Source organism: Paraburkholderia heleia NBRC 101817, from assembly GCF_000739775.1.
In the GTDB taxonomy this organism is placed as follows: domain Bacteria; phylum Pseudomonadota; class Gammaproteobacteria; order Burkholderiales; family Burkholderiaceae; genus Paraburkholderia; species Paraburkholderia heleia.
Genome location: NZ_BBJH01000004.1, coordinates 15,473 through 29,745 on the forward strand (window position 1 = coordinate 15,473; position 14,273 = coordinate 29,745).

Here is a 14,273-nt window from a genome sequence, read left to right on the forward strand (position 1 = left end):
TCAGCCCTCCGCATCGGCAGGAACGAGCGCCACAGCTTGCTTGCGGACTTGCTTCGGACCGGTGGGGGGTGTCTCGCTAGCCGGAGTATCGGCGGCTTGCGTTGCGGCTGCGTCGGCGCGGTAGTTCGCCGGATCAGCCAGAAATTCCTCGATTGAATTTTGGCGCCAGCCGACAGAACGTGGTCCAAGTTGGACAGCGGGAGGGAAGGTTTTCGCAGCGATGCGCGCATAGATCGTGGAGCGCGAAAGGCCGGTTGCGGCCTCAACCTGCTTTCTGCGCAGGATGGTGAGTGCGGTTTGAATCTGTCCAACCATGGGTCACTTCCTCAAAAGTGGCCGGAGTCGTTTCACCATGCGGGCGCGTGACAAGTGTTGACAACGCGCGAGCGTGCCTTTAGTATCGCGGCATAGTCGATGCTTTAGTGGTATCGACTAGGTGTTCCGGGAAAGGGACTCCAGCTATAAAAATGCCGCCCTTGGTGTTCGAGCACTTCAGGGCGACGCTCAATAGGCCTCCAATGTGAGGCCTTTCGTGCTTGCGCTGTTCCAGCGCGAGCCGAAGTGTACCCTGGAATTTTGCACTTGCCCTAAATTGGGGGCGAACTTGCAAAGCCCGCCCATCATCTCCGCTGTCTAGCCTGCCAGTTGCAGGACTGTCGCGCCTGCCTTGAGCCTGTCCAAGTAGTCCGCCCATACCTGCATCATCGCCCGCCGATCCTTGATAAACCGCGTGCGGTTGTACGCGCCGCCCAGGTTGTCCGGCACGGCGTGCGCGAGCTGGTGCTCGATAACCTCCGGTTTTTGTTCCAACTCCTCGTGCAGGATCGTGCGCGCCATCGCGCGAAAGCCGTGGCCGGTGATCTCCGTTTTCGTGTCATAGCCGAGCCGGCGCAAGGCGGCGTTGATGGCTGCCTCGCTCATCGGCCGGTTCCGGTCGCGTGCGCCGGGGAACACGTAACGCCCGAAGCCGGTGAGCGCGTGCAGCTCTCGCAGGATCGCGACGGCCTGCGCGGAGAGTGGTACAAGGTGCGGCGTATCTGTCTTGCTCACGAGATAACGCCATTCGGCCTTGTCGAGGTCGATATGCTCCCATTCCGCCTTGCGCAGCTCGCCAGGGCGGACGAACAGCATCGGCGCCAGCTTGAGAGCGCAGAGCACGGGAAACGTGCCGCCGAAGCCGTCGAATGCGCGCAGCATTTCGCCCACCTTGGCGGGCTCAGTGATGGATGCGAAGTGCGTCGTTTGTGCTGGTGGTATCGCGCCGAGAAGATCGCGCGCCGGGTCCGCCTTGCACAGACCTTCCTTGATGCCATAGCGGAACACGCGGCTGATTTCACCGCGCAGGCGGTGCGCCGTGAAGCGTGCGCCGCGGCTGTCCACGCGCTTGAGCACGTCAAGAATATCCGGCGCTTCGATTTCTGCAACCGGGCGCCTGCCTAGCCATGGGAATGCGTCGTTCTTGAAGCGGGCCAGCGTCTTGTCATACTGCGCGGGCTCGACATAGGGGCGACGTTCGTCCATCCACGCCAGCGCGACGGCTTCGAACGTGTTGATTGCCGCCAGGCGGGCCGCGCGCTTGTCCGCCTTCTTCGCCTCGCCGGGATCGATGCCGGCCGCTAGCTTCTCTTGCGCCTCGTCGCGCTTCTTCCGAGCCGCCGCCAGTGACACGGCAGGGTAGACGCCGAGCGCCAGCGTCTTGTCCTTCCCGTTGAACCGGTAGTTCATGCGCCAGTACTTCGCGCCGGACTGGGCGATCTGGAGATACATGCGCCCGCCGTCAGACAGGCGGTTACCGGTGCCGTCCGGGTTGAAGCGGGCATTCCTGATCTGAGTGTCGGTGAGCGGCATGGTGGTATGTCCGGTGGTATCGCTGCGCGAAATGTGGTGGTAACTCGCCTGGTGCCACCAAAAATACCACCCGATACCACCGGCTGTCCACGGATCAACTCGGAACATCCAGGAAAGAAAAAACCCGCGAAGCCTAGTGCTGTCGCGGGTTTCAGACCTTCTTTGGAACTTGCGGGAATATTCTTTGGTGCCTCGGGCCGGAATCGAACCGGCACTCCTTTCGGAACCGGATTTTGAGTCCGGCGCGTCTACCAATTTCACCACCGAGGCGTGTATCTGGGTGCGTTTGTGGTTTTGCCCATGTTTGTGCTTTTGCCCATTTTCGCACCCGAGCGCAGGCATGCAAGCGCTCGAAGTAGCCGGTGATTATGACGCAAATCGGCCGCCCAGGCAACTACGCGGCGCCGGCAAGCCGTCAAATCGTCCGCGAGAACCGTTCGGGCTGTTGCGCGCCAAGGTAGCGGTCAAACACCATCGCGATATTGCGCACCAGCATGCGCCCGGCGGGCAGCACCTCGAGGCGGTCGGTGCTGCGCGCCACGAGCCCGTCGCGTTCGAACTCGCGCAGCCGGTCGAGTTCGGCCGCAAAGGTCGCCGGAAAACGAATGCCGTAGGCCGCCTCGAACTCGTCGTAACGCAGTTCGAGATTGCACATGAGTTCCGTGATGATGTCGCGGCGCAGACGATCATCGGCCGTGAGGCGCACGCCCTTCGCGGTCGCGAGCTTGCCCGCGCCGATCGCCGCGCCGTAGCCGATCAGGTCCTTCGCGTTCTGCGCGTAGACGTCGCCGACCTTGCCGATTGCCGAGGCGCCAAAGCCGATCAGGTCGCAGTCGGCGCGCGTGCTGTAACCCTGGAAATTGCGGTGCAGCGTGCGTTGCGCCTGGGCGCGTGCGAGTTCGTCGGTGGGCAGTGCGAAATGATCCATGCCGATATAGACGTAGCCCGCCTCGGTGAGCTGCTCGATCACGAGCCTCAGCAGCGCCATGCGCTCCGCGGGCGACGGCAAGGTCGCTTCGTCCATCTGACGCTGCATCTTGAACAGATGCGGCATGTGCGCGTAGCCGAACACCGAGATGCGGTCGGGCGCGAGCAGCAACATCGTCTCGAGCGTGCGGCCGAATGTTTTGACGTTCTGGTGCGGCAGGCCGTAGATCAGATCGACACTGATCGATTCGAAGCCGTTCGCGCGCGCGGCGTTCATGACATCGACGGTCAGCTCGAGCGGCTGGATGCGGTTGACCGCCTTTTGCACGACCGGATCGAAGTCCTGCACGCCCAGGCTCAGCCGGTTGAAGCCGAGCGAACGCAGATGCGCAATGGTCTGCGCCGTGGCTTCGCGCGGGTCGATCTCGATCGAGTATTCGCCGGTGTCGTCGGGCTGCAGCGCGAAGTGTTCGCGCGTGGCGGCCATGAGCGCACTCATTTCGTCCAGCGAGAGAAAGGTGGGCGTGCCGCCGCCCCAATGCAGCTGCGAAACGGGGCGCTTCGTGTCGAAGAGCGCGGCCTGCAGCTCCACTTCGCGGATCATCTGCGCGAGATAGGGTTTCGCGCGGCCGCGGTTCTTCGTGACGACCTTGTTGCAGCCGCAATAGAAACAGACGGTGTCGCAGAACGGAATGTGGAAGTACAGCGAGAGGTCGGTTTCGCTCGCGCCCGGATCGGCCGCCGCGCGGCGGTAGTCGGCGGGATCGAAGTCGTCGCGGAACTGCAGGGCTGTGGGGTAGGACGTGTAGCGCGGGCCGTTGGCGCCGTATTTGGCAAGCAGGTCGGGGCGAAAGAGCAGGTCGGCGTCGCTCATGCAAAGCTCACTGGGAAGGGCGGCGCACGGGTGGGCAGCGTCCGGCGCCGCGGAAAGCCGCGCACAGGTGGCCTGTCCCTTGTCCTACAGCGCCAGATGGACAAAGTGTACGAGCGTGTAGGAAGAAGCGATTGTGTAAAAAGGTCGCACGCGAGCGATGGCACAATGCCGTCTGGTCCGCCGCCGCGGACACGATTTGTCAGCGTTCCAGGAAGCCGAAGTGAGTACCATTTTCCCCGCCGATGCCTCAGGGCACGCCTGCCGACCCGGCTGCGGCGCGTGCTGCATCGCGCCGTCCATTACGAGCCCGATTCCCGGCATGCCTCAAGGCAAGCCGGCCGGCGTGCGTTGTGTTCAACTCGGCGAGGATCTGCGCTGCTCGATCTTCGGCTCGCCGTTGCGGCCGGCGTGCTGCTCGGGGCTGCAGCCGCAGCCCGAGATGTGCGGCGAGTCGCGCGACGAGGCCATTGTCTGGCTGACGCGTCTCGAGGCGCAAACCCGGCCGCAAACCCGGCCACGGGCGCCAGCCGCGCGCTGAACCCGGCGCAAACTGCGTCGGCGAGCCGCCATGCGCCAGAATGACGGCGCGCCAATCCCGGCCCAACAAGGAGATTTCGCATGGCCCACACCGCAACGCGCGTTTCCCGGCGCGCCTTCCTGTTCTCAGCCTGCGCTGCGGCGGGTACGGCGATGTCGCTCGGCGCGTGTGCGACGGGGATCTTCCCGTTCATTCCCGATCACTACACGTTTTCGCAGCAGCAGGTGCAGGATGCAGTGCAGCGCAAGTTTCCCTATCGCCGCTCGATGCAGCAGATTTTCGACGTCTCGCTCGCGAACCCGGTCGTAACGCTGCAGCCCGATCGCAACCGCGTGGCGGTGCGGCTCGACGCGCACCTCGAAAGCCCGTTGATGCAGCAGCCCGTGAGCGGCGCGTTCACGGTGTCGAGCGAACTTGCTTACGACAGCGGGAGCCGCTCCGTGGTGCTGCGCTCGCCTTCGGTCGATGGCGTCGACATGGCGGGCAATGCCGCCGCCTACGCGCCGCAGGTGAGCGCGGTCGCCGCGCTCGTCGCCACCCAGCTGCTCAACAATTACCCCGTCTACACGTTCAAGCCCGACCAGCTCCAATTTGCCGGCGTCAACTACGAACCCGGTACAATCACCATCCTTACAAACGGCATACGCGTGCAGATCGTCGAGAAGTAAGTCGGCGAAACCCGGCGCACGTGGCCGTCGCCGGTCGCGCGGCGCGGTACGCGCTGTACTGGCGCTCAAAGAAGAGGGAAAAAAGGGATGGACTGGATTTTGACCTGCAAGGCCTTGATTCTCGGTATCGTCGAAGGGTTGACGGAATTTCTGCCTGTTTCGAGTACGGGGCATCTGATCGTCGCCGGCAGCCTGCTCAATTTCGACGGCGAGTATGCAAAGACCTTCTACGTGGTGATCCAGTTCGGCGCGATTCTCGCCGTGTGCTGGGAGTTCCGGCGCAAGATTGGCCAGGTGGTCGTAGGGTTGCCCGCGCGGCGCGATGCGCGGCGTTTTACGCTCAACGTGATCGTTGCCACCGTTCCGGCCGTCGTGCTCGGTCTGATGTTCGAGAAGGCGATCAAGTCGGTGCTCTTCGCGCCGGTGCCGGTGGCGTTCGCGCTCGTCGTCGGCGGCCTCGTCATCCTGTGGGTCGAAAATCGCCTGCGTGGCCCAAAGGGACTGCCGGTCGCCGAGCAGCGCAGCGCGCGCGTGAACGCGATTGACGAGATCACGCCGCTCGACGCCTTCAAGGTGGGCTGCGCGCAGTGCTTCGCGCTGATTCCGGGCATGTCGCGTTCGGGCTCGACCATCATCGGCGCGATGCTGTTCGGGCTCGAGCGGCGCGTCGCGACCGAGTTCTCGTTCTTCCTTGCGATTCCCGTGATCTTCGGCGCCACCATTTATGAGCTGTACAAGAGCTGGCACGAGCTTTCCGTGGACTGGCTCGGGCTCTTCGGTATCGGCTTCGTCGCCGCGTTCGTGAGCGCGTTCGCCTGCGTGCGCTGGCTGCTGCGCTTCGTGGCTTCGCACGATTTCATGGCCTTCGCCTGGTACCGGATCGCTTTCGGGCTTGTGGTCCTGCTGTTCGGCTATGGCGGCGGGCTAGGCTGGGACGACTAAAAAACGCAACGGGCGCCGTGTGACATCAAGGCGCCCGTTCTTCAATAAGGTTCCCGGTTTCAGTCTGCGCGGCGGCGGAACACGAGATCCCACACGCCGTGACCGAGGCGCAGGCCGCGGCGCTCGAACTTCGTCACCGGGCGGTAGTCGGGGCGCGGCGCGTAGTCGGCGGCCGTATTCTCGAGCGCGGGCTGTGCGCTGAGCACTTCGAGCATCTGTTCGGCGTAGTTCTGCCAGTCGGTCGCGCAGTGCAGGTACGCGCCCGGCTTCATGCGCGAGACGAGATGCGCGACGAACTTCGGCTGGATCAGGCGGCGCTTGTGATGGCGGGCCTTGTGCCACGGATCGGGGAAGAAGATGTGCACGCCGTCGAGGCTCGCCGGCGCGATCATATGCTCGAGCACTTCGACGGCGTCGTGCTGGATGATGCGGATGTTCTCCAGATGCTGCTCGCCGATCAGCTTGAGCAGCGCGCCGACGCCAGGTTCGTGGACCTCGACGCCGAGGAAGTCGTCTTCGCGGCGCAATGCGGCGATTTCCGCCGTGCTCGCGCCCATGCCGAAACCGATCTCCAGAATGCGCGGTGCGTGCCGTTCAAACACGGCGTCCCAGTCGGCGGCTTGCGGCGCATAGGGCACGACGAAGCGCGGCCCGAGTTCGTCGATCGCGCGGCGCTGGCCGGTCGAGACGCGGCCAGCACGCGTCACAAAGCTGCGGATGCGGCGGTGGTGCAGCGCGTCGCCGGCGGCCGCCCCGGATTGCGCGTTCGTGGCGGAGGCGGCGTCTTGTGCGTCGGACTGCGTGGCGTCGGGACGGGCGTCGTCGTTGGGATCGTGATTCATCTTCGCGAGTGGGTATGAGAGCGGCGGATGTCGCGGCTGTCGATAATGGGGGCGGGCTACGCCTTCGGCTCGGTGCGAGCCATGCCGGCTACTCGGGGCGACGCGGTGCCGGAGGCTAGCCGGGCCGGCGCGGCCGGACGCCTTGTGGGCCGCTTTTGCGTTCGCCGGAATCGGTGCCGGCCTTCGGCCCGGCAGGCGGGCGCGGCGCGCTCGAAGCCTGGCGGCTCCGAAGCCGTCGCGCATTATATCAGCGCGCTCGCATGGCTCTGGGGGCCAAGGCGTGGCCGTGGCGCCTTGCTGCGCTCCCGGCCGCGCGTCGATTGGCGCCTCAATCGGATGAAATGACGACCCGCATGCGCGCAGGTTCGTTCAATTCGAACGCGTTCACACGCCCGGCACGTACGTCGAACAGCAGGCGGGTGAGGTCGGCGGCCGCGGTGCGCAGACGCTCGGCTTCGGTGAGTGGGCGTTCGTCGGCGTCGGCGAGGAGGGCATTGCGCGAGCGCACGATCAGGCTGATCGCGCTCGGCCGGGACATGAAAAATTGATCCATCGGAGACGGGTGCGCCAGAGGGCGCGCAGCAAGTCGTTATGCGGCAGTCGAGCGAATACATGTCGGCGGACCTGCTCGCGGCGCGTGCGGGGGGACCCGAGAAGCGCCAGAGTGCATTGTGCAACAGAGGAATTCAGGTCGTGCCCGGCGTGTGCCGGTCGGGCGGGCATGGCGTCCCGGGGTGTCCTGGCAGGGGCGTTGTTGGGAAGCCCAGGCCTCGAAGAGAGGTCGGCAAACCGACGTGGAGCGGGCGATGGGAATCGAACCCACGTCATCAGCTTGGGAAGCTGAGGTAATGGCCATTATACGACGCCCGCAGAGCGCGCTATTTTACGCGTTTTTGGCCTTCTTGCGCAATAACGCGCTCAAGCGACGCGGCGCGCCGCCGCGTGCACCGATGCGTCCTCAAATCCCAAACAGCGTGAGCGAAACCGCCGCACGGGTGACCACCATCAGCAGCACCTGCACGATCACGAAGAGCAGGATCGGCGAGAGGTCGAGGCCACCCAGGTTCGGCAGGATGCGGCGCAGCGGGTTGAGGAACGGCGCCGTCAGCTGGAACAGCACGGGCATCGCCGCCGAGCGCGGGTTGAGCCACGAGAGCAACGCCATCAGGATCGTCAGCCAGATCAGCAGGTTGAGCGCCCATTTCACGAGCGTCAGCACGGCGACGATGAGCAGCGTCGGCAAAAGACCCAATGGGTCCACACCCGCGATCCATACCATCAGCAGCACGTAGGCGATGGCCGCAACCAGCGCGGCGACCACGCTCGCCCAGTCGATGCCTCGCACGCCGGGAATCACGTGCCGCAGCGGCAATACCAGCCAGTTGGTGACCTGCTGGATCGCGTGGGTCACGGGGTTGTACGGCGGCACACGCACGTACTGGAGCCAGGCGCGCAGCAGCAGCGCGGCGCCGAAAAGCGTGAAGACCGTATTGAGCAGAAAGCGGGCGATATCGCCGAACATCGGTGTTGTTTCCTTCTTGTGTGGGTGGCGGCGTGCCTGGCGTGTGGCGGCCGATAAAAGGTCATGCCGGGGTTCCGCTTGCCCCGTTCAACCACGCGGAGCACGTCAGACGGACACCTTGACCTCGCTGATCAGAATGGTGCCATTTCCGCCGTCGGTATAGTTGGGAATGTCGTCGAGGAGCGTGTCGGCATGCGGCTGAAACACCGCGTAGAACGCCTCCACCGTCTCGAACAGGAAGTGTCCGGCCGCGACGTACGGCGGTGGCGTGCCCGGCGGCCCGGCATTGATGCCGACGTCGACCGACCAGCCCCTGAGCGACTCGCCAAAGAGCTTCGCCGCGAGCGGCATGTGGTGCGTGCAGTAGTACCCGGTGTCGAAACGCCCGTTCTCGCGATAGGGATAAAGGATGCTGACCTTGATCATTGTGCGTGCTCGTCGGTGAGTCCCATGGGCGCGCTCTGCGTGCCGTTGCGATGCGCGCGCCGTCGCCACATTACCACGGCTTACGCCTCGCCAGTATCCGCGATCGATGCTGCTGCGAGCGCCCAGCGCGCGTCGGCGGCCGCGGCTTCCGGCGTGCGCGCCGCGCAAAATGGCTGCGCTCGCGGCAGGCTTCTGCGCGAACGGCTACAGTGATTCAGGCAGACCGCGCCAGCCAGGCGCCGCACCGCCCGAGTGTTGCGCGACAGCCGCGCGGCGCACGCAATGTTCGCTTTCGTACCGATCACCTGCCGACAGTGCGATTACAAATGAATGTGACGGGCGCGACGTCGCGCCGGTAGCCTGATGCGGCACGATCTCTGCTGGGGACTGGCGGCGCATTTATGCGCAGCAACTCAAACCCGGCATGGGGGAGCCGCAATGAACAGTGCGTTGCGCATATACGGCGCTCGTGAGGCTATCTCGCAACACCGCTAATTTTGTCGCGGAATCTGAGCACAATACTTTTCATCGTTTCGGTTTCGTTGTTGCAGTCGTGCAATTGGGTTTGTTCCTGTCGGTAGTCCGATTCGGGGAGTTCACCATGAGCATCTTCGCTTACCGAAAGCATCTGCGGTTTCTCACGCCCTTTCAACGCCGCCGCTGGTGGGATCAGAAGAAGCGCCTGACGCCACGCGTGCGCATCAGCGGCGCCTATGTGCCACCGAACGTCACGCGCGAGTTCACCTACGTGAAGGTCGGATAGCGCGGAGTCGGTTCAACGTGGCCGGCGGCTTGTGCGCCGCCGGCCGGTCGGATGAGATGCCCGGTCCCCTGACCGGGCATCGTCGTTTACCCCCTCGCTGCGCGTAGCGGCGGCGATCCGAACGTCGTTCGGGGCAACCAATTTGTAATCAAACATTACCGGGAGACTTGCCTCGTGACGCCCCGGCGCCGGTAACAATGACGGCGCCCCGGTTTTTGTAACGAATGGCGTCGCGATCAGGCGCGGCTGCGGCGATTTTTCGCGACACCCGCGCCCACCCGGCTTGACGCGCTATTAAATGCCTCCAAAACAGGATTGCAATTCGAAACAAATGGCTACCTATGATGGCCGCTGTTTTCGATACATTGGATGCGTGGGCAGTGCCCGTTATATGCGCGTCGCCGCTGGCGGCCGCCAGGAGAAGAGAAGTGAAAAAGACCGTATCGTTCATCGTTGCCGCCGCGCTGGGTGTGGGGTTCGTCAGCGCGGCCCAGGCGCACGTCTCGGTGGGTATCGGCATTGGCATTCCGGTGGCCCCGGCTTATCCCGTCTATGCTGCTCCGGTCTACGCACCGCCGCCCCCGCCCGTGGTCTATGCGCCGCCGCCGGTGGTGTACGCGCCCCCGCCCGTCGTCGTGGGCGGCTACGGCTATTATGGTCGTCCGTACTGGCACCATGGCTACTACGGCCGCGGTTACTACGGTCGCGGCTACTATCGTCATTGAGCACGACGGGCGGTGAATGCCGCCTCTTGGCAGGTTTCACGAACGGCGCAACGCCGGCTCACGCCGCGTTGCGCTGTTTGTTTTTGACGTTCGCTTGCGCCGCCCGTACGGCGCGCTAGCTTGACGCGAGCCGGTCGGGAGGCAGGCGCACTTCGCGCCCGGCACGGATCAAGACGCGCCCGCACCTTGCAGGATCAGATCGTGATAGCCGTGCACGATCACGCTGTACGAAAAGTACGCGAACAGCAATGCCGAAAGCACGTGGCAGGCGCGCAGCAGGCCGGTGCCGGCGCGTTTGCGGCCATGACTGGCCAGTGCGCAAATAAACAGGGTCCAGCCGAGTCCGCCCGCAAAAAAGCCCAGCAGAAAAAGCGAGGCCGCGCCGGCGCTCGTCGCCCCCGACTTCGCGATGAGCGCGCCGCCCACGGCCGCAAACCAGAGAATCGCACTCGGCGACGAGAGCGCGAGCAGCACGCCGCGCCCGAAACTGCGCCAGGGGTTGGGCAGTGGTGCGGCGTTATCGGCTTCGCCTTCCACGGGCGGCGCCGATGCCGGATTGAGCGCTTCGCGCGCCATCTTCCACGTGAGCATGAGCAGCAGGGCGGAGCCGCCGATCCACACAATCCAGCGCACGGCCGAAAACTGCAGCAGCGCGGCCATGCCCGCAAGCGCGAGTGCGGCATAGATGAGGTCGCCGAAACACGAGCCGAGCCCGAGCCAGAAGCCCGGGCGGAAGCCGTGCGTGAGCGTGAGCGAGATGATGGCGACGTTGACGAGACCGATGTCGAGGCAAAGCGAAAGCGACAGAAAAAAGCCGTCGGAAAGCAGGGAAACGTGCGACATGAAAACGATTTCTTGTTGGTATGGATTGCATACCGCGCACGCCCGCTTTTGAGGAAGCGGGCGTGCGCGGCTCAAACGTGCTTCTTCAAACGCCGATGCACAGATACTTCAGTTCGACATATTCGTCGATGCCGTACTTCGAACCTTCGCGCCCGAGACCCGACTGCTTCACGCCGCCAAACGGCGCCACCTCGTTCGAGATGAGTCCGGTGTTGATCCCGACCATGCCGTACTCGAGCGCTTCCGCCACGCGCCAGACGCGGCCGATATCGCGGCTGTAGAAGTACGAGGCGAGGCCGAATTCGGTGTCGTTGGCGAGGGCGATCACTTCGGCTTCGTGGCTGAAGCGCAATACCGCCGCGACCGGGCCGAACGTTTCCTCGCGTGCGATCAGCATGTCGCGCGTGACGTCGGCGAGCACGGTGGGCTCGACGTAGCGCCCCGAGCTGACCTTGCCGCCCGCCACGAGCTTCGCGCCCTGGGCAGTCGCATCGCTGATGTGCTGCGCGACCTTGGCGACGGCCGCGTCGTCGATCAACGGCCCCTGGCTCACGCCATCCTCAAAGCCGTTGCCCACCTTGATCTTGCGCGAGGCGGCGGCGAGCTTCTCGACGAAAGCGTCGTACACCTTGTCGTGCACATAGAAGCGGTTTGCGCAGACGCAGGTCTGGCCGGCGTTGCGATACTTCGAGATCATCGCGCCTTCCACGGCGGCGTCGAGGTCGGCGTCGTCGAACACGATGAAGGGCGCATGCCCGCCGAGTTCGAGGGCGATTTTCTTGACTGTCGGCGCGCACTGCTGCATGAGGATGCGGCCCACCGGCGTCGATCCCGTGAACGAGAGATGGCGCACGATGTCGCTTTCGCACAGCGCCTTGCCGATTTCGATGGAGTTCGCGGAGTCGGCGGTGAGCACGTTGAACACGCCTTTGGGCACGCCCGCTCGCTGCGCCAGTTCGGCGAGCGCGAGCGCGCAAAGCGGTGTCTGCTCGGCGGGCTTCACGACGATCGTGCAACCCGCGGCGATGGCTGGCGCGACTTTGCGCGTGATCATCGCGACCGGGAAATTCCAGGGGGTGATCGAGGCGCACACGCCGATCGGCTGCTTGAGCACGACGAGCTTGCGGTCGCCGGCGGGGCTTGCGAGCACGTCGCCGTCCACTCGTTTGGCCTCTTCGGCAAACCATTCCAGGAAGGACGCGCCGTAGATCACTTCGCCGCGCGCCTCGGCAAGCGGCTTGCCTTGCTCGGCGGTCATGATCGCGGCGAGGTCGTCGGCGTGCTCGATCACGAGGTCGAACCAGCGCCGCAGGATGGCTGCGCGCTCCTTGCCCGTCTTTGCGCGCCACGCCGGCAGCGCGGCGTTCGCGGCGCCGATGGCGCGATGCGCCTCGTCGGCGCCAAAGTCGGGCACGCTCGCGATCTCGGCGTTGTCGGTGGGGTCGAGCACGGCGAACGTGGCCGCACCGCCGCTCCATTCGCCGTCGATGTACGCGCGGGTCTTGAAGAGGGCGGGATCGTTCAGTTGTGTCAGGCGCTCCGATGCGGACAAGCTCATCTTCGAGTCTCCTCAGGTTCACTGGCGCCGCGGCTCATGCCATGCACGAGGCGTGACGCGGTAAGCGCGGCGTCGCGAAAGGCGTCGCGGATGAATCGGCCGGCGCGGTGCCCGAGGCCTCACGCCGGGTAACGCCGGGTTGCCCCGGGTCCGCGAGGCGCGGCGCGTCAGCTGCGGCCGAAGCCGAGTTCCTCGTAGAGACGGTCGACGCGCGTCTTCACGGCCGCGTCCATTTCGATTGCGCGGCCCCATTCGCGGTCCGTCTCGCCGGGCCACTTGTTGGTGGCGTCGAGCCCCATTTTCGAGCCGAGGCCGGCCACCGGCGAAGCGAAATCGAGATAGTCGATCGGCGTGTTCTCGACGAGCACGGTATCGCGCGCCGGATCGATACGCGTGGTGATCGCCCAGATCACCTCCTTCCAGTCGCGGATGTCCACGTCATCGTCGACCACGACGATGAACTTTGTATACATGAACTGGCGCAGGAAGCTCCATACCCCGAACATCACGCGTTTTGCGTGCCCGGCGTAGCTCTTCTTCATCTGCACGATTGCCATGCGATAGCTGCACCCCTCGGGCGGCAGATAGAAGTCGGTGATCTCGGGAAACTGCTTCTGCAGCAGCGGCACGAACACCTCGTTGAGCGCCACGCCGAGTACCGCCGGTTCGTCGGGCGGCTTGCCCGTGTATGTCGAATGGTAGATCGCATCGCGGCGCATGGTGATGCGCTCGACCGTGAAGACAGGGAACCACTCCTGTTCGTTGTAGTAGCCCGTGTGGTCGCCGTAGGGGCCTTCGAGCGCGTGTTCGTACGCGGCGCCTGCGCCTTTGGCGGGGCGGGGAGGCGCGCCGGCAGGCGCCGCGCCGGGCTCGCCCGCCTGGGGGTAGATGAAGCCCTCGAGCACGATCTCGGCGCGCGCGGGCACCTGGAGCGTGTCGACGCCGGGCGTCAGGCACTTCGCGAGCTCGGTGCGGGCGCCGCGCAACAGGCCCGCGAACTGGTATTCGGAGAGCGTGTCGGGCACGGGCGTGACGGCGCCGAGGATCGTCGCCGGGTCGGCACCGAGCACGACTGCCACCGGGTACGGCTTGCCGGGGTGCTTCAGCGCGAACTCGCGGAAGTCGAGCGCGCCGCCGCGATGCGCGAGCCACCGCATGATGAGCTTGTTGCGGCCAATCAGCTGCTGGCGGTAGATGCCGAGATTCTGGCGCGTCTTGTTCGGGCCGCGCGTGACCGTCAGGCCCCAGGTGACGAGCGGGCCGGCGTCGCCGGGCCAGCAGGTCTGGATCGGCAGCTTCGCGAGATCGACGTCGTTGCCTTCCCAGACGATCTCCTGGCAGGGCGGCGCGCTCACGGTCCTCGGCGCCATGTCCCAGACGGCCTTGGCGAGCGTGAGGAGCTTGCCCGCGTCCTTCAGGCCGCGGGGCGGCTCGGGCTCCTTGAGCGCCGAGAGCAGGCGCCCCACGTCGCGCAGCGAGTCGAGCGCGGCGCCGTCGCCACCGCTTTCCGGCGCGTCGATGCCCATGCCGAGCGCGACGCGCCGGGGCGTGCCGAACAGATTGCCGAGCACCGGGAACGCGTGCGTCGAACGGTTCTCAAAGAGTAGGGCCGGGCCGCCGGCGCGCAGGACGCGGTCGCACAGCTCGGTCATTTCCAGCACCGGAGAGACGGCTTGCGGGACGCGGCGCAATTCGCCGAGCGTCTCCAGGCGACCAACGAAGTCGCGCAGGTCTTTGTATTTCATTGGGGGCCAGTCTTTGGCAACTCTGTGAGCCGCCCCGCAGGCCGGCTCGCGC

15 protein-coding genes and 2 tRNA genes are annotated in these 14,273 nt (G+C 65.2%); 5 read left to right on the top strand and 12 right to left on the bottom strand.

The annotated features are described in order from the left end of the window. From BHE01S_RS39640 to hemN, 4 genes are all read right to left on the bottom strand, one after another. Window positions 1-315, bottom strand: a complete 315-nt coding sequence (locus tag BHE01S_RS39640) for a helix-turn-helix transcriptional regulator (RefSeq protein WP_084068547.1) — start codon at window positions 313-315, stop codon at window positions 1-3. Between the two features lie 318 nt (window positions 316-633). After that, window positions 634-1,848: a tyrosine-type recombinase/integrase gene (locus BHE01S_RS03905; RefSeq protein WP_042260830.1), complete on the bottom strand. Its 1,215-nt coding sequence runs from the start codon at window positions 1,846-1,848 to the stop codon at window positions 634-636. Window positions 1,849-2,033: 185 nt separating this feature from the next. After that, window positions 2,034-2,118 (bottom strand) — tRNA-Leu (locus BHE01S_RS03910). Between the two features lie 145 nt (window positions 2,119-2,263). Then, on the bottom strand, window positions 2,264-3,649 hold the full coding sequence (gene hemN / locus BHE01S_RS03915) for an oxygen-independent coproporphyrinogen III oxidase (RefSeq protein ID WP_042260831.1): 1,386 nt from the start codon (window positions 3,647-3,649) through the stop codon (window positions 2,264-2,266). Between the two features lie 220 nt (window positions 3,650-3,869). On the opposite strand from hemN, the gene BHE01S_RS03920 reads away from it, so the two are divergent. The 3 genes from BHE01S_RS03920 (at window position 3,870) to BHE01S_RS03930 (ending at window position 5,797) form a co-directional block, all read left to right on the top strand. Continuing rightward, entirely contained in the window at window positions 3,870-4,187 is a 318-nt protein-coding gene (locus BHE01S_RS03920; protein ID WP_245639636.1) for a YkgJ family cysteine cluster protein, read from the top strand. Between the two features lie 80 nt (window positions 4,188-4,267). Then, window positions 4,268-4,855, top strand: a complete 588-nt coding sequence (locus BHE01S_RS03925; RefSeq protein WP_042260833.1) for a DUF1439 domain-containing protein — start codon at window positions 4,268-4,270, stop codon at window positions 4,853-4,855. An 87-nt stretch (window positions 4,856-4,942) separates the two neighbouring features. Then, complete coding sequence (locus BHE01S_RS03930) at window positions 4,943-5,797, top strand: undecaprenyl-diphosphate phosphatase (RefSeq protein WP_042260834.1); 855 nt, start codon at window positions 4,943-4,945, stop codon at window positions 5,795-5,797. 59 nt (window positions 5,798-5,856) lie between these two features. Here BHE01S_RS03930 and trmB read toward each other — a convergent pair whose 3' ends face one another. From trmB to BHE01S_RS03955, 5 genes are all read right to left on the bottom strand, one after another. Beyond that, window positions 5,857-6,639, bottom strand: a complete 783-nt coding sequence (gene trmB, locus BHE01S_RS03935; RefSeq protein WP_042260835.1) for a tRNA (guanosine(46)-N7)-methyltransferase TrmB — start codon at window positions 6,637-6,639, stop codon at window positions 5,857-5,859. A 328-nt stretch (window positions 6,640-6,967) separates the two neighbouring features. After that, complete coding sequence (locus BHE01S_RS03940; RefSeq protein ID WP_157025125.1) at window positions 6,968-7,177, bottom strand: hypothetical protein; 210 nt, start codon at window positions 7,175-7,177, stop codon at window positions 6,968-6,970. A gap of 257 nt (window positions 7,178-7,434) precedes the next feature. Continuing rightward, a tRNA-Gly gene (locus tag BHE01S_RS03945) sits at window positions 7,435-7,509 on the bottom strand. 88 nt (window positions 7,510-7,597) lie between these two features. After that, a complete protein-coding gene (locus BHE01S_RS03950; protein ID WP_042260837.1) occupies window positions 7,598-8,161 on the bottom strand; it encodes a YggT family protein in 564 nt (187 codons plus the stop codon). Window positions 8,162-8,266: 105 nt separating this feature from the next. Then, a complete protein-coding gene (locus BHE01S_RS03955; RefSeq protein ID WP_042260838.1) occupies window positions 8,267-8,587 on the bottom strand; it encodes an EthD family reductase in 321 nt (106 codons plus the stop codon). A gap of 601 nt (window positions 8,588-9,188) precedes the next feature. Between BHE01S_RS03955 and BHE01S_RS38335 the strand changes: the two genes are divergently transcribed. Both BHE01S_RS38335 and BHE01S_RS03965 read left to right on the top strand, forming a co-directional pair. Beyond that, a complete protein-coding gene (locus tag BHE01S_RS38335) occupies window positions 9,189-9,350 on the top strand; it encodes a hypothetical protein (RefSeq protein ID WP_165822777.1) in 162 nt (53 codons plus the stop codon). Window positions 9,351-9,778: 428 nt separating this feature from the next. After that, window positions 9,779-10,075 carry a hypothetical protein gene (locus tag BHE01S_RS03965; RefSeq protein ID WP_042260840.1) on the top strand — a complete coding sequence of 99 codons (297 nt, stop codon included), beginning with the start codon at window positions 9,779-9,781 and terminating at the stop codon, window positions 10,073-10,075. 168 nt (window positions 10,076-10,243) lie between these two features. On the opposite strand, the gene BHE01S_RS03970 is transcribed toward BHE01S_RS03965, so the two are convergent. The 3 genes from BHE01S_RS03970 to BHE01S_RS03980 form a co-directional block, all read right to left on the bottom strand. Further along, entirely contained in the window at window positions 10,244-10,918 is a 675-nt protein-coding gene (locus BHE01S_RS03970; RefSeq protein WP_042260841.1) for a LysE family translocator, read from the bottom strand. An 85-nt stretch (window positions 10,919-11,003) separates the two neighbouring features. Further along, window positions 11,004-12,476 carry an NAD-dependent succinate-semialdehyde dehydrogenase gene (locus BHE01S_RS03975; RefSeq protein ID WP_042260843.1) on the bottom strand — a complete coding sequence of 491 codons (1,473 nt, stop codon included), beginning with the start codon at window positions 12,474-12,476 and terminating at the stop codon, window positions 11,004-11,006. A 167-nt stretch (window positions 12,477-12,643) separates the two neighbouring features. Then, window positions 12,644-14,221, bottom strand: coding sequence for a UbiD family decarboxylase (locus BHE01S_RS03980; protein ID WP_042260845.1), 1,578 nt, complete (start codon window positions 14,219-14,221; stop codon window positions 12,644-12,646). Between the last annotated feature and the right edge of the window lie 52 nt (window positions 14,222-14,273).